18 protein-coding genes are annotated in these 25,969 nt (G+C 70.1%); 12 read left to right on the top strand and 6 right to left on the bottom strand.

The window, feature by feature from the left end:
* The first annotated feature begins 93 nt into the window (after positions 1 to 93).
* Entirely contained in the window at positions 94 to 6,525 is a 6,432-nt protein-coding gene (locus ABZ855_RS02205; RefSeq protein WP_360799516.1) for a DNRLRE domain-containing protein, read from the top strand.
* Between the two features lie 23 nt (positions 6,526 to 6,548).
* A complete protein-coding gene (locus tag ABZ855_RS02200) occupies positions 6,549 to 6,860 on the top strand; it encodes a hypothetical protein (RefSeq protein WP_360799513.1) in 312 nt (103 codons plus the stop codon).
* A 92-nt stretch (positions 6,861 to 6,952) separates the two neighbouring features.
* On the opposite strand, the gene ABZ855_RS02195 is transcribed toward ABZ855_RS02200, so the two are convergent.
* Positions 6,953 to 7,726: an SIS domain-containing protein gene (locus ABZ855_RS02195; protein WP_360799510.1), complete on the bottom strand. Its 774-nt coding sequence runs from the start codon at positions 7,724 to 7,726 to the stop codon at positions 6,953 to 6,955.
* Positions 7,727 to 7,945: 219 nt separating this feature from the next.
* Here ABZ855_RS02195 and ABZ855_RS02190 point away from each other — a divergent pair, with 219 nt between their 5' ends.
* The 5 genes from ABZ855_RS02190 (at position 7,946) to ABZ855_RS02170 (ending at position 13,516) form a co-directional block, all read left to right on the top strand.
* Positions 7,946 to 8,830 (top strand): MurR/RpiR family transcriptional regulator, encoded by an 885-nt coding sequence (locus ABZ855_RS02190; RefSeq protein ID WP_319212138.1) that lies wholly within the window; start codon positions 7,946 to 7,948, stop codon positions 8,828 to 8,830.
* 247 nt (positions 8,831 to 9,077) lie between these two features.
* Positions 9,078 to 10,451 carry an extracellular solute-binding protein gene (locus ABZ855_RS02185; RefSeq protein WP_360799507.1) on the top strand — a complete coding sequence of 458 codons (1,374 nt, stop codon included), beginning with the start codon at positions 9,078 to 9,080 and terminating at the stop codon, positions 10,449 to 10,451.
* A gap of 2 nt (positions 10,452 to 10,453) precedes the next feature.
* Complete coding sequence (locus tag ABZ855_RS02180) at positions 10,454 to 11,488, top strand: sugar ABC transporter permease (RefSeq protein ID WP_360799504.1); 1,035 nt, start codon at positions 10,454 to 10,456, stop codon at positions 11,486 to 11,488.
* Positions 11,485 to 12,384 carry a carbohydrate ABC transporter permease gene (locus tag ABZ855_RS02175; protein ID WP_360799501.1) on the top strand — a complete coding sequence of 300 codons (900 nt, stop codon included), beginning with the start codon at positions 11,485 to 11,487 and terminating at the stop codon, positions 12,382 to 12,384. Before ABZ855_RS02180 ends, ABZ855_RS02175 begins: the two co-directional genes overlap by 4 nt.
* Before the next feature lie 142 nt (positions 12,385 to 12,526).
* Positions 12,527 to 13,516: a DUF4232 domain-containing protein gene (locus tag ABZ855_RS02170; RefSeq protein WP_360799498.1), complete on the top strand. Its 990-nt coding sequence runs from the start codon at positions 12,527 to 12,529 to the stop codon at positions 13,514 to 13,516.
* Here ABZ855_RS02170 and ABZ855_RS02165 read toward each other — a convergent pair.
* Positions 13,513 to 14,220 (bottom strand): TetR/AcrR family transcriptional regulator, encoded by a 708-nt coding sequence (locus ABZ855_RS02165; protein ID WP_360799495.1) that lies wholly within the window; start codon positions 14,218 to 14,220, stop codon positions 13,513 to 13,515. The two genes, ABZ855_RS02170 and ABZ855_RS02165, sit on opposite strands and share 4 nt — an antisense overlap.
* Before the next feature lie 143 nt (positions 14,221 to 14,363).
* Between ABZ855_RS02165 and ABZ855_RS02160 the strand changes: the two genes are divergently transcribed.
* Complete coding sequence (locus ABZ855_RS02160; protein WP_360799492.1) at positions 14,364 to 15,062, top strand: class I SAM-dependent methyltransferase; 699 nt, start codon at positions 14,364 to 14,366, stop codon at positions 15,060 to 15,062.
* A 32-nt stretch (positions 15,063 to 15,094) separates the two neighbouring features.
* Here the strand turns inward: ABZ855_RS02160 and ABZ855_RS02155 are convergent, their stop codons facing one another.
* The 3 genes from ABZ855_RS02155 to ABZ855_RS02145 all read right to left on the bottom strand — a co-directional run bounded on the left by ABZ855_RS02155 (position 15,095) and on the right by ABZ855_RS02145 (position 19,172).
* Complete coding sequence (locus ABZ855_RS02155; RefSeq protein ID WP_360799489.1) at positions 15,095 to 16,717, bottom strand: MFS transporter; 1,623 nt, start codon at positions 16,715 to 16,717, stop codon at positions 15,095 to 15,097.
* 137 nt (positions 16,718 to 16,854) lie between these two features.
* Complete coding sequence (locus tag ABZ855_RS02150) at positions 16,855 to 17,340, bottom strand: MarR family winged helix-turn-helix transcriptional regulator (RefSeq protein WP_360799486.1); 486 nt, start codon at positions 17,338 to 17,340, stop codon at positions 16,855 to 16,857.
* Positions 17,341 to 17,486: 146 nt separating this feature from the next.
* Positions 17,487 to 19,172 (bottom strand): cellulase family glycosylhydrolase, encoded by a 1,686-nt coding sequence (locus ABZ855_RS02145; protein ID WP_360799483.1) that lies wholly within the window; start codon positions 19,170 to 19,172, stop codon positions 17,487 to 17,489.
* A 368-nt stretch (positions 19,173 to 19,540) separates the two neighbouring features.
* Here ABZ855_RS02145 and ABZ855_RS02140 point away from each other — a divergent pair, with 368 nt between their 5' ends.
* Entirely contained in the window at positions 19,541 to 19,969 is a 429-nt protein-coding gene (locus tag ABZ855_RS02140) for a DUF6281 family protein (protein WP_360799480.1), read from the top strand.
* A gap of 21 nt (positions 19,970 to 19,990) precedes the next feature.
* Here the strand turns inward: ABZ855_RS02140 and ABZ855_RS02135 are convergent, their stop codons facing one another.
* A complete protein-coding gene (locus ABZ855_RS02135; protein ID WP_360799477.1) occupies positions 19,991 to 20,515 on the bottom strand; it encodes an AAA family ATPase in 525 nt (174 codons plus the stop codon).
* 44 nt (positions 20,516 to 20,559) lie between these two features.
* Between ABZ855_RS02135 and cpt the strand changes: the two genes are divergently transcribed.
* The 3 genes from cpt to ABZ855_RS02120 all read left to right on the top strand — a co-directional run bounded on the left by cpt (position 20,560) and on the right by ABZ855_RS02120 (position 25,967).
* Positions 20,560 to 21,105, top strand: coding sequence for a chloramphenicol phosphotransferase CPT (gene cpt / locus ABZ855_RS02130; protein ID WP_360799474.1), 546 nt, complete (start codon positions 20,560 to 20,562; stop codon positions 21,103 to 21,105).
* 250 nt (positions 21,106 to 21,355) lie between these two features.
* Positions 21,356 to 25,321, top strand: coding sequence for a polymorphic toxin-type HINT domain-containing protein (locus tag ABZ855_RS02125; RefSeq protein ID WP_360799471.1), 3,966 nt, complete (start codon positions 21,356 to 21,358; stop codon positions 25,319 to 25,321).
* A 118-nt stretch (positions 25,322 to 25,439) separates the two neighbouring features.
* Positions 25,440 to 25,967 (top strand): hypothetical protein, encoded by a 528-nt coding sequence (locus ABZ855_RS02120; RefSeq protein WP_360799468.1) that lies wholly within the window; start codon positions 25,440 to 25,442, stop codon positions 25,965 to 25,967.
* Positions 25,968 to 25,969: the final 2 nt, after the last annotated feature.

Below are 25,969 nucleotides of genomic sequence, written 5' to 3'. Positions count from 1 at the left end.
ATTGTTCGTACTGATCCTTTCCTGTGTGATGGAGAACCTTTGCCAACTGTGGAGTTCCGGCAAAGGTCAATGATCGGGTGGGAGAGAGAGCACGTGAGTGTGAGCAAGACGCGGCGGAGCACATCGCCGCTGGGGGGACGCCCGGCCGAGCGCACGCTGAGACGTGTCGCCCTGGGAATCGCGGTGGCACTGGCCGCCGAAGCGGCGTTGATGTCGGCCGGCACCGGCACCGCCTTCGCGGCAGGGGGGACATCCCTCACCGCACAAGCCGATCAGGGCAACAAGGGCGGGCGTACGGGACGTGTCCCGCAAGGGCGGCCCGAAGCCGACACCCTGCCCGCCGCGCTGCTGATGGCCCGGCTCCAGCACCGGCGGATCGAGGTGCTGTCGGAGCGGTCGGCCTCGTCGACGACGTGGGCGCTGCCGAACGGGCAGTTGCAGACGTCGACGTACGCGGCGCCCGTCCGGCAGCGGGTCGGGGGCAAGTGGCAGGACGTGGACACCTCGCTGTCCGACGCCGGGGCCGCCCTGGAACCCGAGGTTGCCGCCGCCGACATCGCCGTCTCCGACGGTGGTGACACCGCGCTGGCCTCGGTGACGAAGGGTGCGAAGTCCTTCGGGATGGGCTGGGAGTCCAAGCTGCCCACGCCCTCCGTGGACGACGACACCGCCTCGTACGACCTCGGTGGCGGGCAGACCCTGACCGTCACCGCTCTCTCCCAGGGGTTCAGCCAGAACCTGCTCCTCGACAAGGCGCCCGAGCAGCCGTTGACGCTGCGGATTCCCTTGCGGCTCAAGGGACTTGAGGTGTCCGAGGCGGCCTCCGGGCATCTGCTGCTCAAGGACGGCACCGGCAGCCTGGTTGCCGAGGCACCCGCGCCGATGATGTGGGACTCGTCCAAGGACCGCCGGTCCGGGGAGTCGAAGCACCAGGCCAGGGTCGACACCGAGGTGGAGACCGCCGCCGACGGGACGCAGACCCTCGTACTGACGCCCGACGCGGACTACTTCAGCGACAACAAGCTGACCTACCCCGTCACCGTCGACCCGACCTCCACCCTCGCGGCCACCGCCGACACCTGGGTCGCCACCAACTACACCGACTCGCAGGTCTCCTCGGACGAGCTGAAGTCGGGTACATACGACGCGGGGACGACGAAGGCGCGTTCGTACCTGAAGTTCGATGTCGCCGCCTTCAAGGGCAAGCACATCACCGACACCAACCTCGCCCTGTACTCGTACTACGCCTCGACCTGCGCCACCACCGGCGCGGGCACCGAGGTGCGGCGGATCACCGGGACCTGGTCGGCGTCCGACATCACGTGGGGGGTCCAGCCCGCCACCACTGCGACCGGTGCCGTCGTCAACAAGGCCGCGCTCGGGTACAACACGTCCTGCCCGGCCGGCACGATGAACTTCGACATCGACGCCATCGTGCAGGCGTGGGCGGACGGTTCCGCCAACAACGGGCTGCGGATCGCGAGCGTCGACGAGACCGACTCCCTCACCTGGCGGCGCTTCCGCTCCGCCAACTACGTCTCCGGGGACGGTTCCACCGAGCCGCATCTGACGGTGACCTACAACTCGTACGCCACCACCGCCTCCGCCGCCGTCGCGCCCTCCGCGCTGAACGCGTACAACGGCAAGCGGTACGTCACCTCGCTCACGCCGACCCTCTCCGCGAAGGTCTCCGACGCGGACGGGTCGAGCGTCAAGGGGCAGTTCGAGATCACCCCTGATCCCGACTACGCCGACACGACCTATACGTACACCGGCACCAGCGGAAACGTTTCCTCCGGTGCTGTCGCCACCCTCACCGTGCCCGCGGCCTCCGTACTGCCGGCCGGCAAGCACCTGCGGTTCAGGGTGCGCGGGTACGACGGGACGGACTACGGGACCTGGTCCTCGTACAACCCGTTCGTGCTGAACACCGCGCTGCCCGTCGCCCCCGTGATCTCCTGCGCCGCGTACCCGGCCGGGGTATGGACGCCGAAGGCGGCCGGCGGGGTGCCGTGCACCATCGACACCTCCAGCACCGACGGCGCCGGGTACCAGTGGAGCCTCGACTCGACCGTGCTCGGACTGCGCGCGCTCGACACCACCAACGGCACCGGCGGTGACGCCCAGACCGTCACCATCTCGCCCGCGAACGGGCCGCACGTGCTGCGGGCGCGGACCGTGGACTCCGGCGGGAACCTCTCCGCCGCCACCACCGCCTACTCCTTCGGGGTCGGGGACGGGGCGCTCGGTGTGACCTCTCCCCGTGACGGTGCCTGGACCGTGTCGGACGTCGATCTGACCGCCACCGGGAGCCCCTCCTTCACCGGCGCGAGCTGGCAGTACCGGCGCGGTTCCGCCGACTCCTGGCACCCGATTCCGGTCGCCCATGTCTCCAACGGCTCGGCCGCCGTGGCCTCCTGGCCCGTCGCGGTCACCGGCGGGGCGTCCGTGCCGCTGGTCTGGCACATGGACGACACCCTCGCCGCCGAGGGTGACGGGTCCGTGCAGCTGCGGGCCGTCTTCACCGACAGCGGCGGTTCCAGCGCCTCCAGCGCGCCCGTCACCGTCACCCTCGACCAGAACGCCGGCTCGGCGCCGCAGCAGAACATCGGCCCCGGCAGCGTCAACCTCCTGACCGGCGACTTCTCCCTGACGGCCGACGACGCCTCGGTGTTCGACGCCGCCGCGTCCCGTACCTTCTCCTCGCGTGCCGTCGACGCCGACGCCTCGGGCCAGGCGCCCGTGTTCGGGCCGGGCTGGGTGTCGTCCGTGACGGCCACCACCGGGGTCTCCTACACCAGCCTGACCAAGACCTCCGGCACCTCCGTGTCCCTGCTGAACGCGGACGGCAGCTCGGTCGCGTTCACCCTCGCCGGTGACAACAGCTGGACGCCGGAGCCCGGCGCCCAGCAGCTGACGCTGACCGGCGTCCTGAGCGACACCACGGCCGGGGACACGTTCACGCTCAAGAGCACGGCGAGCGGAACCGTCTCCACCTTCAAGCGGACCGCGACCGGCGCCACCACCTGGGCGCTGCGCACCAGCCAGGAACTGACCGACGACTCGACCACCACCGTGGTCTCGGAACCCTTCCCCGTCGGCACCCGCACCCTGGCCCGCCCCCGCTACGTCGTCTCGCCGAACAAGGCGGTCGACCCGAACAACACCGTCTGCGCGGCCACCCCGAGCACGGCCGGCTGCCGGGTGCTGGAGTTCGTGTACGCGACCTCCACCACCGCCACCGCCACCGCCCTCGGTGACTTCAAGGACCAGGTCAAGCAGCTGAAGGTGTGGGTCACCGACCCGGGCGCCTCGGCCGCCACCGCCACCGTCGTCGGCACCTACGCCTACGACACCAACGGTCTGCTGCGCGAGGCCTGGGACCCCCGGGTCACCGCCGTCCAGAAGGAGACGTACACCTACGACAGCGCCAAGCGGGTGGCCACGTACACGCCCGCGGGCGAACTGCCCTGGACGTTCACCTACAGCGCGGGCAACGACGCCAACGGGCCCGCCGGCAAGCTGCTCAAGGTGTCCCGCCCGACGCTGGCGCCCGGTTCCGCCGACACCACCAACGGCACCGCCACGACCTCGGTGGTCTACGGCGTACCGGTGTCCGGCACCGCCGCGCCGTACAAGCTGGACTCCGTCTCCGTGGCGGCCTGGGGCCAGAGCGACCTGCCCACCGGTGCCACCGCGGTCTTCCCGCCCGACCAGGTACCGGCCTCGAACACGGGCGCGAGCCTGGCCTCCGGTGACTACCGGCGTGCCACGATCACCTACCTCGACGACGACCTCAACACGGTCAACATCGCCGAGCCCGGCGGGCACATCTCCACCAGTGAGTACGACGAGGACGGCAACCAGATCCGCGATCTGAGCGCGGCCAACCGCGAGATCGCCCTGGGCACCACCACGAGCGGCGACCCGCGGCTCGCGGCGGAGCTGGACAAGGTCCGCGCCGAGGCCTCGACCACGGCGGAGGGCACCGCCCAGGCCGCCCTGCTGCTCTCCGACACCAGCGTGTACACGGACAGTGCCGGCGGCACGTCCCTGGAGCGGGAGAACAGCGGCCCGCTGCACACCGTCACCCTGCAGAACAAGGTGACCGCGCCCGCCGGAGGCACCGACCTGCCGGCCGGCACCGAGGTGCTGGCCCGCCAGCACTCCGTGCTCAGCTACGACGAGGGCCGCCCGGCGGGCTCGCCCATCGCCGACCAGCTCACCACCGAGACCAGCGGCGCGCTGATCGACGGCTATCCGGCCGACGCCGACACCGAGACCGTGCGTACGGTCCTCGACTGGACGACGGGCCTGGCCACCAAGGAGATCCGCGACCCTAGCGGCGAGGCGGTCACCACCAGCGCCTCCTACGACTCGGCGGGCCGCCAGGTGCAGACCACGCTGCCCGGCTCGGCCGACGGCAGTGCGGGCACGACGACCGCGGCCTACTGGGCGACCACCGGCGACTGCGCCGGGCACCCCGAGTGGGCGGGTCTGGTCTGCACGATCACGCCCGGCGGCGCGGTCACCGGCAGCGGTGACAACCCCGCCCAGCTGGTGACGAAGTCGTTCACCTACGGGCGCTGGGGCCAGGCCGCGACGGTCACGGAGACCGCCAACGGCGTCACCCGCACCACGACGTCCGGCTACGACACCGCGGGCCGTCCCCTGTCGACGACCGTGACCGGCGGCACGGGCACCGCCCTGCCCGCCACCACGATGTCGTACAACGACTCCGGTCTGGAGACCAAGGTCACCTCGGGCGGAAAGACGATCACCTCGACGCTGGACCGCCTCGGCCGCGAGATCTCCTACGAGGACGGAGCCGGCAACACGACGAGGACCACGTACGACGCCCAGAACCGGGCGGTCCAGATCTCCGACTCGGCGCCGTCCACCACGACGTACGCCTACGACACCACCGCCGAGCCGCGCGGGCTGCCGACCTCGGTCACCGACTCGGTCGCGGGCACGTTCGGCGGCACGTACGACGGTGACGGACAGCTCGTCAAGGAGACCCTGCCGGGCGGCGTCAAGCTCGCGATCGACTACGACCCCAGTGGCCGTGAGACCGCGCGCGAGTACACCGACGCGAACAACGTCACGATCCTCGCCGATCACGGGGACTACACCGTCTCCGGCCGGCTGGCCGAGCACGCGCAGACCGACGGTTCCACGGTCGTCAGCCGGTACGGCTACGACAACGAGGGGCATCTGACGTCCGCGCAGACCGACACCGGCGCAGCGTGCGCGACCCGCGTGTACACGTTCGGCGACAGCCGCAGCAACCGCACCGCGCTGACGGCCACCGCCGCCGACGCGGCCTGCGGCGCCACCGCCACGACCACCACCACGGACCGGACCGACTACACCTACGACAGCGCGGACCGGCTGGTCACGGCCACCCGCGCGGGCACCACGAGCAAGGCCGTGTACGACGCCTTCGGGCGCCGCACCACCGGCACGGACGGAACCGCCGTCGGCTACTACACCGGTGAGCAGATCCGTCAGATCACCAAGGACAGCGCCCGGCAGACCTTCGGCCTCGACGCGGCGAACCGCCAGGCGACCGTCACCGCCGAGACCAAGGCCACGGACGGCACGTGGAGCACCACCTCCACGACGACCAGCCACTACCGCTCCGGCGCGGACACCCCCGCCTGGAGCAGTGCCACGGCCGGTACGTCGACCACGGTCAGCCGCAACGTCGGTGACCTGACCGGCGGACTGAGCGCCGTCACCGGCGCGAGTGGCAGCGTCGTCCTGCAGCTGTCCAACCTGCACGGCGACGTCAGCGTCCAGCTGCCGTCGGCCGCCGGGGCGCAGCCGGTCGTGCAGCGCTTCGACGAGTACGGCGTCAAGGACCCGGCCACGGCCACGGTCCGCTACGGCTGGCTGGGCACGGCGGTGCGCGCCGGGGACACCCCGGGCGGCCTGCTGCTGATGGGCGCGCGCGGCTACGACCCGGCGACGGGCACGTTCCTCCAGAACGACCCGGTGGCCGGCGGCGGCGACAACGCCTACGGCTACTGCTCGGGCGACCCGGTCAACTGCACCGACACGGCCGGCACGTTCGACTACTGGCTGAAGTACAACGTCGGCAACCCGCACATGTCCGCGAAGCGGTACATGAAGAAGTTCCGCGACAACTTCAACTGGGTCTTCCCGATCGGCGGGCACGCGAGCAAGCTCAGCCACGTCGGCCAGAAGATGGATCTCTGGGTGAAGATCGCCGGTGTCAAGATCGCGTTCCCGATCGTGGTGAAGAGCATCTCGTCCAACGGCTGGCGTTTCAACACCCGTTGGGGACACCCGGACTATCCGGGGTTCATCTCCTTCTACTTCACCCACCTGAAGAGCGGGCAGATGCGGATCACGATCCACGGAAACGTTCCGCCCGGCGCCGACGCGTGGTTCATCGGTAAGAGCAACTACGTGAAGAAGGCCAAGAGCACGTGGTCGAAACTGGTGAGCAACCTCAAGGACCTGACCCACTACATCAACGTCATGGGCGACGCGTGATGGCTGCCACCGAAGAAGGAACCATGAAATCTCTCCCGTCCAACCGGACCGGGCTGCTCATCGCCCTGGCCTATCTGGTGGTGGTGTTCGGGCTCGACTATCTGAGCGTGGACCGGGGTGTCGACGCCGCTGCGGTCGCCGTGTCCGTCATCACGTTCCCGTCGGGCTTCCTGACGACCATCGCGTTCCTGCTGATCGGGGTCGCCTTCGGGTTCGACGACTACAGCCCCGGCCCGGACTCGTACGCGCCGTCCGTGTACGCGATCGCCGGCATCGTCCAGGTGCTGCTGGCCTGGCTGGTCCTGAGGGCGCTCAGGAACAGGGCTCGTCAGTAGGGGTCCGCGAGTGAGATGACGACGGCCCGCCGGTTCTTCCGGCGGGCCGTCGTCGCGCGTCTGCGAAAGTCCACTCAGGTCATGCGGCCCGGTCAGCTCGCCGGGCGCCGGAGACGGCCCTCGTACCGCCGCTCCAGCAGCAGGTTTCCCTCGAATCCCCCGGGTACGTTCGCCGACACGTACACCGGCGGACGCTCGCCCGCCGCGATCAGCGTCGCCGCCGTCTCCGCGACCGTCATCTGCACCAGGAGCACGCCGGTCAGGGTCGACAGGGCGCACACCGCGCCGCCGCCCGGGAGTTCGAGGAGCGCGTCTCCCGTGGGTGCCTCGTTGTCCAGGACCACGTCCGCGATGTCCGCCAGCTTCTTGCCGCTGGAGTGGCCCGCCGGGACCGTGCGGGTGTGGGTGAGGGAGGTGATCGCGAGGATTCTGTGGCCGCGTTCCTTCGCGTGCAGGGCCATCTCGACGATGACGTTGTTGACGCCCGAGTTGGAGATGATCACGAACAGGTCGGCGGGGTGCGGCGCGGCGAGCTCGTACAGGCGCTCGGCGATGCCCGGTTCGCGTTCCAGGAGGGGGTCGTCGAGGGTGCCGGGGTCGGCGCCGCCGTAGAGGACGAGGTCGGCCATGCTCAGCCGGTTGGTGGGGACGAGGCCGCCGGCCCGGCCGGCCAGTTCCAGGACGAGGGCCTGGGAGTGGCCCGTACCGAAGGCCTGGATGACGCCGTCCGCGCGGATGCAGTCCGCGAGCAGGGCGGCGGCGCGGGTCACGGCCTCCTGGACCGGCTCCGACCCGGCGATGCGGTCGAGGACGGCCCGGCTCTCGCGCGCGAAGCCCTGGGCGCTGACGGCGGACTCGACGGACACTCGACACTCCCCACCGGTGGATTGAACCACCCACTCTACCTCTATCGGTGAATCAATAAATCACAGGGGAGGGGCTGCGGGCAACGTGGCCAGGCACTCCCGCAGCCCGTGGACCCGGTCCTGGTCCTGGAATTCAAACTGACCCTCAGACGGTGGCTGGTACATTCTTGTTTACCCTTCAGTACAGCAGCTCAGCGCCGAGGAGACCGGGTAACCGTGATGCCCCCGACCGACGTCACCACCCTCATCCGTACGGAGCTGCCGCGCCTCGCCGGCTCCCTGCGGAAGGTCGGTGAGCTGATCCTCGAGGATCCCGCCGCCGTCACCCACTGCTCGGCCGCCGAGCTGGGCCGCCGTACCGGGACCTCCCAGGCCACCGTCACCCGGTTCTGCCGTGCCATCGGCCTCGACTCCTACCAGCATCTGCTCATCGAGCTGGCCCAGGAACGCGGTCGCGGCGAGGTCTCCGACTGGGGCACCGCCGAGATCGGGCCGGACATCTCACCCGACGACAGCCTGGAGCGGGTCGTCCAGGTCGTCGGCAGCGCCGATCTGCGGGCCATCCAGCAGACCATCGACCGTATCGACCTCGACTCCATGGAGCGCGCCGGCCAGGCCGCCGCCCGCGCCCGGCGCATCGACGTGTACGGCGTCGGGGGCAGCGGCGCGGTCGCCCAGGAGACCGAGACGCGGCTCTTCCGCATCGGGTGCGCGGTGCGGGGCTGGACCGAGGTGCACGGCGCCCTCACCTCCGCCGCCCTCCTCACCCCCGCCGACGTCGCCATCGGCATCTCGCACTCCGGCTCCACCCGCGAGACCATCGAGCCCTTCGAGCTGGCCAAGCAGCGCGGCGCGACCACCGTCGCCATCACCGCCGACCCGAAGTCCCCGCTGGCCCGCGCCGCCGACGTACGGCTCATCTCCTCCTCCTCGGAGACCAGCTTCCGCACGGAGAGCATCGGCGCCCGCCACTCGGTGCTCGTCCTGATCGACCTGCTGTACGTCCGGGTCGCCCAGCTCTCCTACCAGCGCGCCAGCGCCTCGCTCGCCCTCACCGACCACATCGCCAGGGAGCACGCGGTACGTTCCCGCCGCACCCGCTGAGCAACAGGAACGCCTACCGGCGCGGGATGTCGGGGGGCCGCGGTCACGCGCCCCGCGACAGGGGCGCGGGGAACTGCGCGACCAGCCCCCACCCACCCGCGGCCAAAACACAGCCCTCCTCGGCCCCCGGAACCTAAACGCAACACGGCACCCCATTGACCTCCGATGAATTCTGGTCCACATTTTCATCACTCGGAGTCAAGATTGGTGAATTGAACCAGCACTCACCATCCAGGAGGGCAGCAGCATGCGCGCAAGAAGACTGACCGGATCCCTGTCCGCTCTCGTCGTACTGACGTTGACCGCCGCCGGCTGCGGCCTCTCCGGAGGCTCCGACGACAACGGCGGCGCCACCGCCGGCGGCTGCTCGGTCGACAAGGGCAACGTCGGCTCCGGGAAGCTCACCGGCGACGTCAAGGGCAAGATCACGTTCCAGACGACCAACCTGAAGAAAGACTTCGGGAAGTACTTCAACGGGGTCATCGCGGCCTTCGAGAAGGCCCACCCGGGTACGAGCGTCAAGTGGATCGACGACCCGGGTGACAGCCAGTTCACCCAGCGTCTGGTCGCCGACGCGCAGGCCTGCACACTGCCCGACGTCGTGAACCTGAACGTCAACACGGCGATCGCCCTCACCAAGGCCGGCTACCTCCTCGACCTCGACAAGAAGGCACCGGGCTCGGGCGAGCCGTTCGGCGCCCCGGTGTGGAAGTCCAGCATGTTCACCGACGCCTCGGGGGCGAAGACGCACAGCGCGTACCCCTGGTACTCCGGCGGTATAGCCCAGACCTTCAACGTCGACCTGATGAAGAAGGCGGGCCTGGACCCGGCCAAGCCGGCCACGACCATCCTCGGCATGTTCGACGACGCCCTGAAGATCGCCAAGGTGTCCGACGGCAAGTACTACGCGACGGTCGCCAACCCGATCTGGCGCATCCCGGCGGACTGGCAGCAGATGGGCGTCAAGGTGCTGTCCGACGACGGCAAGTCGTTCACCTTCGCCGACGACCCGAAGACGGTGGCCTGGGTCGAGGCGATGACCAAGATGTACAAGGCCGGCGCCATGCCGAAGGACTCGCTCTCCTCCAACCAGGACGCGTCCACCCTCTACGCGCAGGGCAAGCTGGTCTACGGCTCCACCAACCCGAACTACCTGCGCTTCATCGAGCAGAACAACCCGAGCGTCTACAAGAAGACCGGCGTCGCCCAGTACATGCTGGACGACCTCGGCCACACCGTCGGCGCCCCGCAGTACATCTCGGTGGCCGCGACGAGCAAGAACGCCGCGACAGCGTTGTCATTCGCCCAGTTCCTGACGAACGCCCAGAACCAGCTGGCGTGGGCGAAGGACCCCAACGTGGTCATCTTCCCGTCCACGACAGCCTCGTTGGACGACCCCTTCTTCCAGTCGGTCAAGGGCACGGACCCCTTCTCCGAGGCCCGCAAGATCGTCGCCGAGGACCGCAAGACCTCCACGGCCGACGAAATCGCCCTGTCCCCCGGTGAGTTGAACGCCATCACGGCCCAGGTGCAGCTCGCCATGCAGGGCAAGAAGAGCGCCCAGGACGCCCTCAAGGAGGCACAGTCCAAGGCCGACGAGCTGCTGAAGCAGGGCAGTTGAGGATGACGGCCGTACGCACGATGCCCGACGGCGAGGCGCCCGCGACCGCTCCGGCGGCCCCGGGCGCCCCGGCGCCGCACCACCCGCCGTCGCGGCTGCGCCGCGCGCTGAAGGCGGTCACCCCGGGCCCGACCCCGGACGCGGGCGGCGCGGCCATCTACCGCCGCTGGTGGCTGCCCTGGCTGTGGATGCTCCCGGCGATCGTCGGAGCGGCGGCCTTCGGCGTCTTCCCGTTCCTGAACACGCTGCTCCTCTCCTTCACCGACGCGAAACCGCTCGGCGGAGCGGCGGGCTTCGTGGGCCTGGACAACTACACGCGCATGCTCGGGGACTCGGACTTCTGGCTGGCGACCCGCAACAGCGTGCTGTACGCGGTGATCGTGGTCCCGCTGATGGTCATCCTGCCTCTGCTGCTCGCCGTGCTGGTGGAGAAGAACCTGCCGGGCATCGGGTTCTTCCGCTCGGCGTTCTACACCCCGGTGCTCGCCTCGAGCGTGGTCGTCGGGCTGAGCTGGCAGTGGCTGCTCGCGGACCAGGGCCTGGTCAACACCTGGCTGGAGAAGGCCCACATCATCAAGGGGGCCATCCCCTTCCTCTCCGACAGCTGGCTGATCCTGCTGTCGGCGATGGGCCTGACCCTGTGGAAGGGCCTCGGCTGGTACATGATCTTCTACCTGGCCGCCCTCGGAAACGTCCCGAAGGAACTCCACGAGGCGGCCTCGGTGGACGGCGCCGGCGCGGCCCGCCGCTTCTGGCACATCACGGTGCCCGGCGTACGCACATCGATGATGCTGGTCGGCACCCTCACCGGCATCGGCTCGCTGCGCGTCTTCACGGAGATCTACATGCTCGGCGGCGCGACAGGCGGCCCCGGCGGCGCCGACCGCACCCTCCCCTTCTACATCCGGGACGTCGGCCTCGACCCGCTGAGCGGCAACGCCGGTTACGGCGCGGCGGTCAGCGTCGCCCTCTTCGTACTGACCCTGGGCCTGACGCTCCTGTCACAGCGCCTCATCTCGAAGGAGAACGAGTCGTGACGACCGTATCCCCGACCACCCCTGGGGCGACGGCCCGCCGAAATCGCCTCCGGCCCCGCTGGCGTGACTATGGCCGCCCGCGTGAACTCGTCGTCCGCTACCTGCTGTTGCTGTTCGTGCTGGCCATCACGATCGGCCCGCTCCTGTGGCAGCTGCTGGCGTCGCTGAAGGGTGTGGGCGAGGACGTCTTCGGCTCGAACGCCTCCCTGCTCCCCCGCCACCCGTCGCTGCGCGCCTACCGCGAGATCTTCGACCAGGTACCGGTGGGTACGTACATCAGGAACAGCGTGATGATCGCGCTGCTGTCGATCGCGAGCCAGCTCGCCTTCTCGACGCTGGCCGGCTACATGCTGTCCAAGCCGGGCTGGAAGGGGAGGAAGGCGGTCTGGGTACTGCTGCTGGCGTCGATGATGTTCCCCTTCGAGTCCATCATGGTGTCGCTGTTCCTGAGCATCCGGGACCTGGGCCTCGTCGACCACCTCGCGGGCGTGTGGCTGCCCGGCTTCGTCGGCGCGATCAACGTACTGATCATGCGAGCGGCGTTCCTGGCGGTCCCGCGCGAGATCGAGGACGCGGCGATGCTGGACGGCGCGGGCGAGTGGAAACGCTTCCGGTATCTGTACCTCCCGTCGGCGTACGGGGCGATCCTGGTCGTCACCATCAACACGTTCATCAGTGCCTGGGACGACTTCCTCTGGCCGCTGATCGTGCTGCGCTCGGAGGAACACTTCACGCTGACGCTGGGTCTGGCGAGGCTGCAGACGTCGTCGTTCGGGTACGACCAGCGGATGGTGATGGCGGGGTCGGTGATCTCGGTGGTGCCGGTGCTGCTGCTGTTCGTCATCACGCAGCGGTGGTTCTACCGGGGGGTGGCTTCGGGGGGCGTGAAGCTCTGAGGGGAGAGGGTTCCGGGGGCGAGGGAGGGGGCGGGTGGGTGAGTCCAACTCACCCACCCGTCAACGAACTTGTGACACCCCCGTGACCGGAAGAGTGGCCTCCGCCACACGCGCGGGGCGCACACCCTGATCAGATGACTGGATGCGCAGACGCAGACCGACCCCCCTCCTGCCGGCCCTCGCCGCCACCGCTCTGCTGCTCACGGCCTGCGGATCGGAGCACGCGGGCACCGGGAGCACCGGCGCCGACGCGGCCGGGGAGCAGTCCGTCGTACAGGTCGACGACCCGGGCAAGGACGGCGTACGGATCACTTCGCTGACGCTTCCCGACCCCTCCGCGTCCCCGTCGCTCTCGCCCTCGCCCTCGCGCGATTACTCCGTGTCGGCCGACAGCCTCGGCTCGGGCTCGGGCTCGGGCTCGGACTCGGGCTCGGGCTCGGACCCGGGGGTCGTGGCTCACTACGAGGTCACCAACAAGGGCGCCGAGAGCATGACCTACTCGGTCGTGTTCACCTTCATGAGCGCCGACGGTGGGGCCATGTCCAACCAGACCGCGACCGTGCGGGACGTGGGCCCCGGGAAGACCGTGCGGGGCACGATCCGGGCCGGGGTGCTGCCGCCCACGACGCCACGGATCACCCAGGCGAAGGTGCTCGAGGTGACCAAGGTCCCCGCGAGCGAGGCACCGGCCGCGCCGGGCACCTGCCCCGCCTCCGGGATCCGGGTGAGTGCGGACAAGGGCGACGCGGCCATGGGCCTGCGCGTAGTGGGCCTGCGTCTCGACAACTGCGGTACGCGGGACTACACCGTGGACGGCTACCCGCTGCTGGAACTCCTGGACGACGCCCGTAAGCCCGTCACCGGCGTCAGGATCCTCAAGGGCAGCGCCGAGATCACCACCGGCGCCGGCCCCGACAAGCAGCCCCGCCCCGTCACGCTCAAACCCGGGGAATCGGCGACCGCCGCCCTGGTCTGGCGCAACACCACCGAGTTCGGCACACCGGTGAACGTGCCCTACGTACAGGTCCGCGCGAAGGCCGGCGCCACCCCGGTGACGGTGACCCCGAACCTGGATCTCGGGACGACCGGGAAACTCGGGGTCAGGCCTTGGGAGAAGGGGGAAGAGGGTTAGCGTGGACCGTAGCGGCTGAGCATGAGGGTGACGGCTTCGTCCACGATCGCGGCGTCGGTGGGGTTGGGCGGGATGAAGTCGGTGCGTACGAGTTGGGGCCACAGGAACTGGCTGCAGATCATGCCGAGGAACTGTTCGGCCACCGCGGATGCCGGTTGTGGCTGTCCGTCGGCCGTACGGAAGTCGAGTGTGCCGGCCTGTGCTTCGGCTTCCAGGTAGTCGCGGAGCCGGTCGAAGAAGGGGCCGCGGTCGATGGCGAAGCCGGTGCCGACGATGTCGGCGAGTTCCGGCATCTGGGGAAGCTCGGTGATGATCAGGCGGCACAGCGCGGCCGTGCCGGGCCGGGCGACCAGGCAGGCGTAGTCGCGGCCGATGTGGTCCAGCCCGTACCGGGGATCACCGGGCGGGGGCGCTTCGGCGTACTCCACGTCCAGCTGCCATTGCTCGGAGGTGACGGCCGCGAACAGGGCGGCCTTGGTGGGGTACCGCTTGAAGAGGGTGCCGGTGGAGACGCCGGCCTCCCTGGCGATCTGCGCGAGGGAGGTCTTGTCGTATCCCCGGGCGAGGAAGAGGTCGCGGGCGGCACGGATGATCCGCGCCCGGTTCTCTTCTTTGATCTGCGCGTGATACCCGGCCTTGGCCTGCGCGGGATACCCCGCCTGGCAGGTGTCGCCATCGGTTTCCGCTCGGTCCGCCACCGGCATACCCACGCCTCTCGCCCGTCTCCCGGCCGCATCCTCGCTGTCGGAGGACGGTCTGGCCGCCGTCCAGGATAAGGCGGCGCAGCGGCGCAGCGGCGATGGAGACCGGCGGTCCGACTGTCAGCGCCCTCCTCTAGAGTCCCCGCGTGACCCACCACCCCTCTCCCTCCGCCTCCCCCTCCCACCTCACCGCCATCCGCGACTCGTACGACACCGTCGCCGCCGACTACGCCCAACTCGTCAAGAACCCGGCGGAGTTGGACCCGCTGTCCCGCGCGATGCTGGCCGCGTTCGCCGAAACCGTGCGGACGGCGGGCCTCGGTCCGGTCGCCGACCTGGGATGCGGACCCGGCAAGGTCACCGCCCACCTGGCCACGCTGGGCGTCTCCGCGTTCGGCGTCGACCTGTCCCCGAGGATGATCGAGCTGGCCCGCCGGGCCCACCCGGACCTGAACTTCACCGTGGGCTCCATGAGCGCCCTCGCGACCCCGGACGACTCGCTCGGCGGAATCCTGGCCTACTACTCCACCCACCACACGCCACCCGAGCAACTCCCCTCCGTGTACGCCGAGTTCCACCGCACCCTCGCCCCCGGCGGCGTCCTGATGCTGGCCGGCCACGTGGGAGGCGAGGAGTATCTGCGGCTGCGCCCGACAGAGGCGTACGGCGGCCACCCGGTGTCCTACGAGTCCCATCTGCTGCCGCCCGACCGGATCGCCGAGCTGCTGAACGAGGCCGGACTCGTCCTCACGTCGCGACTGGTGCAGGAGCCCGAAGAAGGGGCTCAAAGGACGGTGGCCACCTTCCTGGCCCGGAAACCCGAACCCGCCGCCGTGATCCGATGATCCTGGTGCTGGGTCACTCGGGGATACGCAGGTCAGACGGCTGCGGCGTGAGTGGGGGCCTGCTGCGAGTCTGCGACCGACTGCTCGGCGGGTGACTGCTCGACGGCCGACTGCTCGACGGCCGGCTGCTCGGCGGCCGACTGCACGACGGGTGACTGCTCGGCGACCGACTGCACGACGGGCGACTGCTCGGCAGCCGACTGCTCGGCAACCCGGCGCTCCGGGCGTCGCAGCATCGTGAAGGCGATGGCGAAGGACACGACGAGAAGCCCCGCTCCCACCGCGAAGGCGAGCCGGTAGCCGCCGGTCAGTGCCTCGGCCGGCGTGCTGCCGCCCGCCGCGAGGCTCTCGGTGCGGGCGGCGGCCAGGGTGGACAGCACCGCGACGCCCACCGCCATGCCGATCTGCTGGGTGGTGTTGAACAGGCCCGACGCCAGACCGGCGTCCTCCTCGCTCGCACCGGACATGCCGAGTGTGGTCAGTGCGGGCAGCGCGAGGCCGAAGCCCGCCGCGAGCAGCATGACCGGGAGGAGGTCGACGAGGTAGTTGGCCTGCACGGGGACGCGGGTGAGGAGACCGAGGACGCCGATGAGGAGCACGATGCCCGCCAGCAGGACGTTGCGCTCACCGAAGCGGGCGTTGAGCCGGGCGGAGAGTCCGAGGGAGACGGCACCGATGACGGCGGCTGCGGGGAGCATCGCGAGGCCGGTCTTGGCGGCGCCGTATCCGAGCACCTTCTGGAGGTACAGGGCGACGAGGATCTGGAAGGAGAAGAGCGCGGCGACCATCAGGATCTGGACCAGGTTGGCGGCCGAGACACTGCGCGAGCGGAAGATCCGCAGCGGCATCAGGGGGTTCTTCGCGGTCGTCTGACGGACGAGGAACCCGGCGAGCAGTGCGGCGGCGAGGGCGCCGAAGCCGAGGGTGCGGACCGATGTCCAGCCGTTCTCATCGACCTTGACGACGGTGTAGATGCCGAGCATCAGACCGGCGGTGACCAGAACCGCGCCGATCACGTCCGCGCCCGCCTTGCGGCCCAGACCGACGTCACCGGGCAGGACGCGGACGGCGATGGCGAGGACGGCGATGCCGATCGGCAGGTTGATGAAGAAGATCCAGTGCCAGCTGAGCGCGTCGGTGAGTACGCCGCCCAGGACCTGGCCGATCGACGCACCGGCCGCGCCGGTGAAGCTGAAGACGCCGATGGCCCTGGCCCGCTCCCCCGGCTCGGTGAACAGCGTCACGAGAATCCCCAGGCTGACGGCTGAGGCCATCGCGCTGCCCACACCCTGAAGGAAGCGGGCGGCGATCAGCAGGGCGGGCGAGGCGGCCACGCCGGCCAGCAGCGACGCGGCGGTGAAGACGGCGGTGCCGGCCAGGAACATGCGCCTGCGGCCGATCAGGTCACCGAGCCGGCCGGCCAGCAGAAGCAGGCTGCCGAAGGCGATGAGGTAGGCGTTGACGACCCAGCTGAGGCCGGCCGGGGTGAACCCCAGGTCGTCCTGAATGGCCGGCATCGCCACGGTGACGATGGAGCCGTCGAGGATGATCATCAGCATCCCGGTGGCGAGGACTCCTAAGGCAAGCCGACGTGCACGCGGGAGGGCGGGAGAAGCGGGTGAAGCGGGTGAGGGCGCGGGGCCGGAGACGGACATGCGGTCTCTCCTGTCAGTTGAGGCGACAGGAGAGACCGTAGCAGATAGTTTTGTTGCAGACTATTTATTTCGGAACCTCTGCCGCCCGCTCGCCTCCCGGCTCATCTCCTGACTCACCTCCCGGCTCACCTCCCCGCTCACCTGGACTGGCGTGCCCGACGGGCGGTGCGCGGGGCCTCGACAGGGGTCGCCAGGCCGTCGCCGACCAGGTGCCGCAGGGCCCGCAGCAGGGCCTCCCGCTCGCCTCCGGGAAGTGCGGCCAGGGCGTCGCGATGCACTCGGTCGACGATCTCCTGGCTCCGCCCGGCGACGCGGGCGCCCTCCTCGGTGACGGCGATGATCCGCGCCCGCCGGTCGGCACTGGACGGGCGACGCTCGGCCAGCCCCGCCTTCTCCAGGGCGTCCACCGTCACCACCATCGTGGTCTTGTCCATGTCGCCGATCTCGGCGAGCTGGATCTGGGTGCGCTCCTCCTCCAGGGCGTGCACGAGCACGCAGTGCATGCGGGCGGTCAGACCGATCTCGGCGAGAGCGGCGGACATCTTGCTCCGCAGGACGTGACTGGTGTGATCGAGGAGGAAGGACAGGTCCGGTTCGGTGCGCGCGGGGGTCATGGCGGTCATGCCTGCCAGCGTAGAACATTCGATCCGAAATGGATTATCCAGAACAGACCGTAAAGGGGTGGTCGGGGTCGGGGGGTCGCGGTCGGGGTCTGGCCCTGATTCACCGGACCGGACCCCGAACCGCGGCGCCGCTTCCTTCCCCTCCGTCAGGCGGAGGTCCCCGTGACCGCCGCGCCGGACCTGGTCACGGTGTACGTCAGGATCGCCCCGCTCCAGAAGTGGAGGGTGAGGGTCACGGGGGCGCCGTCATCGACCTCGTTGAAGAACGCGGTCGGCAACGTGATCGTGTCCGCGGTGTAGTCCACCGTGAAAGCCACGTTGAACTGCTTGTACGTCGTCCAGGACTGCGGTCCTGCCGGGCTGCCGTCGGCGTACACGGCTTCCATGGTCGCCAGTTTGTCCCCGTTGAACGCGGTGGGGATCACCAGCGAGGCCGTCGTACCCGTCGCGCTCGTCAGGACCGGCTTGTCATAGGTGATGACGTTGACGGCCCAGGGGACCCCGTCCGTGAACCGGAGGGACAGGACGGCGTTCGTGCCGTACTCCTGTGACGCGGTCAGCCGGCCGATTGTCGCCGCCGCGATCGTCAGTGTGCTGCCGCTGACGGTGTAGTCCACGCCCCGGACCAGGTGGCGGGTGCCGACGTCGATCCTCTTCAGCCGGGTGCCGTTGAGGTTCAGCGTGATCGTCGCGTCCGTGGGGGTTTCGCCCCTGGGCACGAAGAGCTGATCGGTGGACGCGGTGCCGGAGCGCTCCGTCCAGCTGGAACGTATCTGCGCATAGAGGCCCGGGTCGTTCCACTGCATGGTGCGGCGGTTGAAACGGCTGCCGTTGTCCCACAGCATCGTGGTCAGGCCCCGGTAGCGGGCGTAGTGGCCGAGATACTCGAAGTACTTGAGCGACTCCCCCTCCTCGACCGTCCCGGGGCCCGAGTCCCAGCCGAGCAGGCCGTACTCACCGACGACGACCGGGATCCCCTTGGCGACGAAGGACCTGTGCAGCAGGTCGAACGTGTCGGTCAGGTCCTGCTGGGTGGCCGCGTTGAAGGTCGTGTAGCCGGCGAGGTTCACGCTGAACGGCCAGAAGCTGTAGTAGTGGATCGAGGCCACGAGGTTGGGGTCGTCGAGTGCGGCGAAGGTGGCGAGCAGGGTGTCGATCTTGGGCTGATCCGGGGTGTCCCCCAGGGTCGGCAGGACCAGCAGCCGGTCGGCGTTGCGTCCGCCGCTCGCGCGCACGACGGAGTGGAAGGTCGTGTTGAGCTCGTCGATCAGGACGGCGTTCTGCTCGTCGCCGGAACTGCTGTTGAAGAAGGGCTCGTTGATGCTCTCGAAGAGCAGTCGGCGCGGCTCGTCCCGGAAGGCGGCCGCGACCTGCCGCCAGGTGGCCGTGTACTGGGCCAGTACCTCGTCGTGCCGGGTCGGCATGGCCGGCACCCACTGCCACGCGTCGCCGTGCATGTTGATCAGTACGTAGAAGCCGTCGGCCAGGGCCCAGTCGACCACCTGCTTGAGCCTGGCCAGGAACACCGGGTCGAGGGTGTAGTCCGGAGCCGGGCCCTCGTGCTGACCCCAGGTCACCGGGATCCGGATGCTCTTGAAGCCCTGCGCCTTCAGTCTGCGGAAGAAGGCCCGGGTCACCCTCGGGTTGCCCCAGGCAGTCTCGTCGGCGCCGATGGCCTCGAAGCTGTTGCCCAGGTTCCAGCCGGGCTGCATCTTCGCGACCACGTCCAGCGCGGACGCCGACGCGGCGGGACCGGTGGACCGGGCAGCGGCGGCCTGGGCGGCCGTCGGCGCGGACAGCGCCGCGACGGCGAGGGCGGCGGAGGTCGTCATGACCTGACGGCGAGTGAAACCGGCTGAACTCGGCATAGAACTCTCCATTGAGTCGAAGGGCTTCCCCCCACGTCGAAGGCAAACGAAGGCATCAACGTCGAAGCGCTTCGACACGTTGCGGGAGCCTAGCGCACGGGGGCCACGGTGAGAACGGGGTGATCCGCGCGGAATGGCCATGGAGTTCCAAAGCCTGCATGTCGAAGCGCTTCGCCGGTCCACCGGAGCCCACACGCGGCCGGCACACGAACGAAAGCGCCGCCCACTCCGTCGGTACTCACGAGGGGCGGGCAGGGCGGTCGGCAGAAGCCGCGTCCTCGCAACTCGCGGCACGCACCCACCGGGACGCGGCATTCACCAGGGGGACGTCAATGAGCTGGGTCGGACGATTCGCAGGCGCCCTGCAGACGGGCGCGGTACCGGCAGGTGCCGTGCTGGCAGCCGTCATGGCGTCAGCCGCGTGCACAGCGGGGGGTGGCGGCAGCGCCGGTGAGGGGGCGGCGTCCTGCGCCTACCGGATCCTGTACGAGGGCCGCGCGTACCAGGACGTCGCCGACGCGGAGTTCACGATCGGCCGGCGACTCGGCGACGCCACACACCCGCCGTGCGACGACACCGGCGGCGAGGACGAGGCCGAGGACGCGGGTACGACGTTGGCCGCGTTCGAGGTGGACGGCATCTCGCCAAGGGTGGCCGTCGCGGTCGGGGAGACACCGGGTGAGGCCGTCCTCGTCGCTGTCGGCACCGGCGCCGGCACCGGATTGCCGGTCGAGGTGAGGAAGCTGATCGACGGCACGTGACAGCGGCAGCGGGCCGGGATCTCAGCCCTTGACCGTCTCCGCGATCCGCTCCGCGGCCTGGTCCGGTGTGAGGTGTGTGGTGTCGATGACCTCGGCCTCCTTGTGCAGCCAGGTGCGGGCCGCCTCCGCGTAGGGCTCGAGGTACCTGAGACGGAACGTGGAGTTCGGGCCGACGACGGTGTCCCCGGCGATGCGTCCGCGCAGGGTGTCCTCGTCGGCGTGGAGGACGAAGTGGCGTACCGGGATGTCGTGTTGGGCGAGGCCGGTGCTGATCTCGCGCCAGTACTCCTCGACCAGGACGGTCATCGGGATCACCAGCATGCCGCCGGTGTAGTCGAGTACGCGGCGGGCGGTCTCCACGACGAGGGGGCGCCACGGCGGCCAGTGCTGGAAGTTGTCCGTGTCGGGCAGCCCCGGCTTGATGTCCATGAGTGTCTCGCCGACCTTCTCGGCGTCGAACACCCGGGAATCCGGGATCAGTTGCTGGACGAGAGTGCTGGTCGTCGTCTTGCCGGAGCCGTGGGTGCCGTTGAGCCATACGATCATGCGACCCGAGACTAACGCCTCCGCCGTCCCGTTAGGGTGGCGCGATGGCGACTCGGATGATCATCCTCAACGGCGGTTCCAGCTCGGGCAAGTCCGCGATCGTACGGTGCCTGCAGGCCGAACTGCCGGACCCGTGGCTGGCGTTGGGGTGCGACTCGTTCGTGGACGCCCTGCCCGCGAGGCTGCGGGAGTCGGACGCGGGGATCGAGATCGCGTCGGACGGCCAGGTGAGCATCGGGGCGGACTTCCTGGCCCTGGAGGCCGCCTGGCGAACCGGCGTCGTGGCGATGGTCCGGGCCGGCGCCCGGGTCGTCATCGACGACGTCTTCCTCGGCGGAGCGGCGTCCCAGCAGCGGTGGCGTACGGCTCTCGGGGATCTGCCCGCGCTGTGGGTCGGCGTCCGCTGCGAGAGCGCGGTCGCCGCGAGCCGTGAGGCCGCGCGGGGAGACCGGGCCGAGGGAATGGCCGCCGCGCAGGCGGACGTGGTTCACGAGGGCGTCGGCTACGACCTGGAGGTCGACACCTCGCACACCGAGTCCCTGACGTGCGCGCGCGTCATCGCCGCCCGCGTCCAGGAGGAATTCCGATAGACGAATTCCCGAGGTGACTCACATCACACACACTTCGGTACATCCATTTTGCGTTTCGTAAGTCAAAAAATAACGAGAACTTGACTGCCAGGGCTGGCAGTTTACTCTTCCTATGCCGAAGTTCGGCAGCTGGCCGGGGGAAAAGGCCAGTAAGCGGAATGAGTGATTCTTGAAGCGAAGAATATTCCGGAAAAACTCGGCGAGAGGGCGTGCGCATTACATACGCGCACTGTTGCTCGCCTCGCTGCCCATGGCGATGACCGTCGGACTCCTCGGGCCCTCGCCCGCGTGGGCGGTCGACACGGATGCCGACGCGGACACGGACGACACCGTCAGCGCGATTCCGGCCACCGACCGAGGCCGTGTCGTCGAGATGTGGAAGGCGGGCGGTCCGGGCGTCAAGGCCGCCGCCGAGATCGCCCTGACCGGCACCGCCGAGGATGTCCGCAGGTTCCTCGACACCGAGAAGAACGCCGCCGAGGTGCACGACGACCGGATCTCCACGATCCAGGTCCACACCTTCGGCGGCCGGGCCGTACGGCAGGCCGCGCAGACAGCGCTCTCCGGTACGCCGGAGCAGCTGCGCACCTTCCTCGCGACCGGCTGGCAGGAGCCGCTGAAGGAGGACCAGCGGGTCAAGGTCGCCCAGGTCATCAGCACCGGTGGCCGCGAGGTCCAGAAGGCCGGCAACGCCGCGCTGAGCGGGACGCCCGCCGACGTACAGCGGTTCCTGGCCGAACGTCAGTTCACCGCGCGGGACAGCGACGAGCGGGTCCAGCTCGTACAGATCATGAGCACCGGCGGACCGGCCGTCCAGGAGTCCGCGAGGGTCGCCATGGAGGGCTCCCCGGCGGACGTACGCGAGTTCCTGGAGGTGGGCCAGCACATCGCGCGCGCCCGTGACCAGGAACGGGCCACCGTCGCCCAGTTGGCCGCGCAGGCCGCGGAGGCGGGCCGGCAGGCCGCCAAGGAGACCGAGGCCGCGAAGGACGCCTCCGAGCGCGCCGTCGCGGCGGCCAAGCTGGCCAAGGAGTCCGCGCAGAAGGCCGCGAAGGAGACCGAGGCCGCCAGGAACGACGCCGTACGCGCCGCCGGTGCGGCGAACCGCGCCGCGGACGCGGCCAAGGGCGCCGCGAAGGCGGCCCAGCAGGCCATCGACGCCGCCCGCGCCGCCAACACCTCGGCCCGGGTCGCCTCGAACGCCGCCGCCCAGGCCGCGTCCGCGGCGGCCGGCGCCGCGCAGGCCGCGTCACGCGCCCGCAGCGCGGCGGCCGACGCCGCCACCGACGCGAGCAAGGCGTCCGCCGCCCGCAAGGCCGCCGAGGAAGCCCGGACGATCGCGAAGAGCGCCCGCAAGGCGGCGGAGGCCTCCACGCAGGCCGGTATCGCCGCGGACGCCGCCGGAGTCGCGGCCAGGTCCGCGACGTCCGCCGGTGCCAACGCCGACCTGGCCGCCGACGCAGCCACCGAGGCCAGCGGCTACGCCGACCAGGCCGGTGCCAGCTCCGCCACCGCCCGCGCGGCGGCCGCGGAGGCCCGCCGCCAGGCCGCGGCGGCGACCCGTGCCGCCAACCAGGCCGAGTCGCTGGCGAAGAAGGCGGCGGCAGCCGCGTACGAGGCTCGCGACGCGGCCAACTCGGCCGCCGACCACGCCGAGAAGGCGGCCGCCGCAGCCGACGCCGCCGCCGACCACGCCGGTGACGCGGCGACCGCCGCCAAGGAGTCCACCGCCCACGCGGCAGCCGCGAAGACGGCGGCGGACAACGCGACCGCCGCTGTCACCAAGGCCAAGAAGACGCACGACCTGGCCCGTGAAATCGAGGCCGCGGAGCTCGCCACCCGTACCGAGCTCGGCATCAGCGAGGCCAAGCGGCTCAAGGCGGAGGACGACGCCGCGAAGGCCGAGGCGACCCGCGCCGCCAAGGAGGCCAAGGACCTCGACGCCGAAGCCGTACGGCTGGCCGCCGAGGCCGCGCAGCCCGGCACGGACCTCGCGGTCGTCGCCGACAAGGGCCGCCAGGTGGCCCTGCTGGCGATGAGGACCCGGGGCCCCTGGAGCCGTGCCGCCGCCGAGGTAGCCCTCGCCGGATCGGACGACGACATCATCGAGTACGTACGCACCGGCTGGGCGGAGGCCGCCCGGCAGGACGAGCGCGCCCGCGCCGAGCGGCTCGCGTACGAGGGCGATCTGGCGGACGTACGCACCGCCGCGGAGACGGCCCTGGCAGGTGACGCCGCGACGGTCTCGGCGTTCCTCGCCACCGGCCAGCACCAGGCCGCGGCGAGCGACTACCGCGTCAAGACCCTCCAGTTCATGACCGCGGGCGGAGCCGGCGTCAAGAGGGCCGGGCAGGCCGCGCTGGACTCCGGGACGATCGACGCGCTGCGCGAGTTCATCACCGCCGGCCGGTACCGCGCCCAGGAGGCCGACGACCGGATCCGTGCCGTCCAGCTGTCGGAGAGCGGCACGCCCGAGGTCAAGGCCGCGGCCCAGATCGCCCTTGAGGGACCGCCGCAGCTGCTGCGCGCGTTCGTCATGAGCGGCCAGTACAAGGCCCAGCGCAAGGACCAGCTGACCGCGACCCACGTGGCCCAGGTCCAGAAGCTGATCGCGGACGCCTTCAGCGTCGCGGCGACCGCGCAGCAGAACGCGGCCGAGGCCGCCCGGGTCGCGGCCCTCGCCCGCCAGGCCGCCGCAGAGGCCGCCGAGTACGCCAAGCAGGCGAAGGCCTCGGCGGACCAGGCGAAGGTCTACGCGGACCAGGCCCTCAAGTCGGCCAAGGACGCCGAGGCGTCGGCCGCGGCGGCGGCAGCCTCCGCGAAGACCGCGCGCGCGGCCGAGGCCGACGCCCACAACGCCGCCCGGCAGGCCTCCGCCTCCGCGGCGCGCGCCGAGGCCTCGGCGGCCTCGGCCCGTAGTTCGGCCGACGGGGCATGGGCGGCGGCCAACCAGGCCCGCGCCGACGCCACCGCGGCCGGCAAGGACTCCGCTGCCGCGAACAAGGCCGCGAAGGACGCCCTCGCCGCGTACGTCCAGAAGCAGGCGGCCGAGGAGGCGGCCAAGCGGAAGGCCGAGGAGGCCCAGGAACTCCGGGAGGAGCGCGAGGCGTTCGAGGAGTTCCTGCGGCTGAGCGACGAGGACTTCGACTGGGGGGCGTTCTTCGCCGACGGCGGTCACTTCCTGCTCGACGTCGGTGGACTCGTCCCGGGCTTCGGCGAGATCGCCGACGGCACCAACTGTGCCTGGTACGGCGCCGAGGGCGACGCCCTCAACGCGACGCTGTCCTGCGCCGGTGCGATCCCGGTCGCCGGCTGGGGCGCCGCCGGCGTCAAGTTCGGCAAGTGGGGCGAGAAGGCCTCGGGCTTCTTCAAGGGGCTGTTCAGCAAGGGCGGAAAGGTCATCAAGGGGTGCAACAGCTTCACCCCCGAGACCCCGGTACTGATGGCCGACGGCACCAGCAAGCCGATCAAGGACATCGCCGAGGGCGAGAAGGTTCTCGCCACCGACCCCGAGACCGGTACGACCGAGGCACGACAGGTCGACAACGTCATCACCGACGCCGGCCAGAAGAACCTCGTCGAACTCACCGTCGACACGGACGGTGACAGGGGCAGTGCCGTCGGCACCGTGACCGCCACCGAGGGTCACCCCTTCTGGCTGGTGAACCGCGGCGCCTGGACCGACGCCGGACGCGTCGAGCCGGGCGACCAGCTGCGCACGCCGAGCGGTGCGACCGTCGAGGTCACCGCGATCCGGGCGTGGACCGCGTTGCAGCGGGTGTTCAACCTGACCGTCAGCCGGATCCACACCTATTACACCCTCGCGGGGGACGCGCCGGTCCTGGTCCACAACACGACCTGCCCGACCGGATTCGCGGACCTGGGCGGCGACTACTTCACCTCGCCGGCCGGGCTCGTCTACGGCCGGATAGGCAGCAACAACCAGCACCGCATCGACCACATCATGGAACACGCGTCGCCCAAGCCCAACAAGCCCGACCACGACATGTTCAACACGATCGACCAGGACGAGATCCTGCGGCTGGTCGACGAGGCATGGCGGAAGAAGGGCAGTCATGTGCCGGGTGACCCCGGCGCCTACATTGTCGATCTGTACAAGGAGATCGGCACGGTGGGACAGACCAAGATGAAGGTCGTCGTGATCCCGGGGAGCAATCCGCCCCAGATCGTCACGGCGTATCCCTGGCGTCACTAGCAACACCTGAACAGGGGCCTGTGCCGAAGCCGAAGCCGAAGCCGAAGCCGAGCTTTCGGCGGACTCTCCGGCGCAGGCCCCCCTCGACGCGAAAACGAAGGCGAAAGCGAAAGCCGAAATGTCACACATCTCCGAAGACGACCGTGATCAGCGCGTACTGCGCGTGCTGCGAGAGGCCGACCGCCTCCCCGGACCCGATCATCTGGAATTCCCGGAGGACTTCGACCACCCTCGCGCCAAAGAACTGCTGACCGAACTCCACGCACGTCTGGAACAGGCGTTCTCCCACCCCTGCACCGTCGACCGCCACGTCCAGGACGCCAGCTTCCACGCCCTGGTGGGCGTCCCCGCCGAAGCCACCGGCGCCGGAGTGCACATCGGTATCCGGCTCAGCAACTACGCGGACCTCGCCGTCGTCACCCTGCCCGACCCCGGGGCCCACGATTCCCTGGACGACGCCGTCGCGCGGGGAGACCTGACGGAGACGGATCGGCGGCGCGTCGAGGACGCCCTGTCCGACCTCGGGTTCGTCACCGTCCCGGAACGCCTTCTCCATCGCCCGTACGACGGCGTCACCCCGCTGAGCGGGTTCCGCAATCCGGATCACCCGGCGACCTGGTGGACCAGGTTCTTCGACTACATCTGATA

Origin of the sequence: Streptomyces sp. NPDC047042 (genome assembly GCF_040644035.1) — a bacterium.
Classification (GTDB): Bacteria; Actinomycetota; Actinomycetes; order Streptomycetales; family Streptomycetaceae; genus Streptomyces.
Note: the sequence above shows the minus strand (reverse complement) of the source record. Positions and strands in the feature narration are given on the sequence as shown.

Coding starts and splice junctions, on each gene's coding strand:
- ABZ855_RS02200 (WP_360799513.1), top strand. CDS start 6,549: ATGAAATCTCTCCCGTCCAACCGGACCGGGCTGCTCATCGCCCTGGCC.
- ABZ855_RS02190 (WP_319212138.1), top strand. CDS start 7,946: ATGCCCCCGACCGACGTCACCACCCTCATCCGTACGGAGCTGCCGCGC.
- ABZ855_RS02185 (WP_360799507.1), top strand. CDS start 9,078: ATGCGCGCAAGAAGACTGACCGGATCCCTGTCCGCTCTCGTCGTACTG.
- ABZ855_RS02180 (WP_360799504.1), top strand. CDS start 10,454: ATGACGGCCGTACGCACGATGCCCGACGGCGAGGCGCCCGCGACCGCT.
- ABZ855_RS02170 (WP_360799498.1), top strand. CDS start 12,527: ATGCGCAGACGCAGACCGACCCCCCTCCTGCCGGCCCTCGCCGCCACC.
- ABZ855_RS02165 (WP_360799495.1), bottom strand. CDS start 14,220: ATGCCGGTGGCGGACCGAGCGGAAACCGATGGCGACACCTGCCAGGCG.
- ABZ855_RS02155 (WP_360799489.1), bottom strand. CDS start 16,717: ATGTCCGTCTCCGGCCCCGCGCCCTCACCCGCTTCACCCGCTTCTCCC.
- ABZ855_RS02150 (WP_360799486.1), bottom strand. CDS start 17,340: ATGACCGCCATGACCCCCGCGCGCACCGAACCGGACCTGTCCTTCCTC.
- ABZ855_RS02145 (WP_360799483.1), bottom strand. CDS start 19,172: ATGACGACCTCCGCCGCCCTCGCCGTCGCGGCGCTGTCCGCGCCGACG.
- ABZ855_RS02140 (WP_360799480.1), top strand. CDS start 19,541: ATGAGCTGGGTCGGACGATTCGCAGGCGCCCTGCAGACGGGCGCGGTA.
- ABZ855_RS02135 (WP_360799477.1), bottom strand. CDS start 20,515: ATGATCGTATGGCTCAACGGCACCCACGGCTCCGGCAAGACGACGACC.
- cpt (WP_360799474.1), top strand. CDS start 20,560: ATGGCGACTCGGATGATCATCCTCAACGGCGGTTCCAGCTCGGGCAAG.
- ABZ855_RS02125 (WP_360799471.1), top strand. CDS start 21,356: ATGGCGATGACCGTCGGACTCCTCGGGCCCTCGCCCGCGTGGGCGGTC.
- ABZ855_RS02120 (WP_360799468.1), top strand. CDS start 25,440: ATGTCACACATCTCCGAAGACGACCGTGATCAGCGCGTACTGCGCGTG.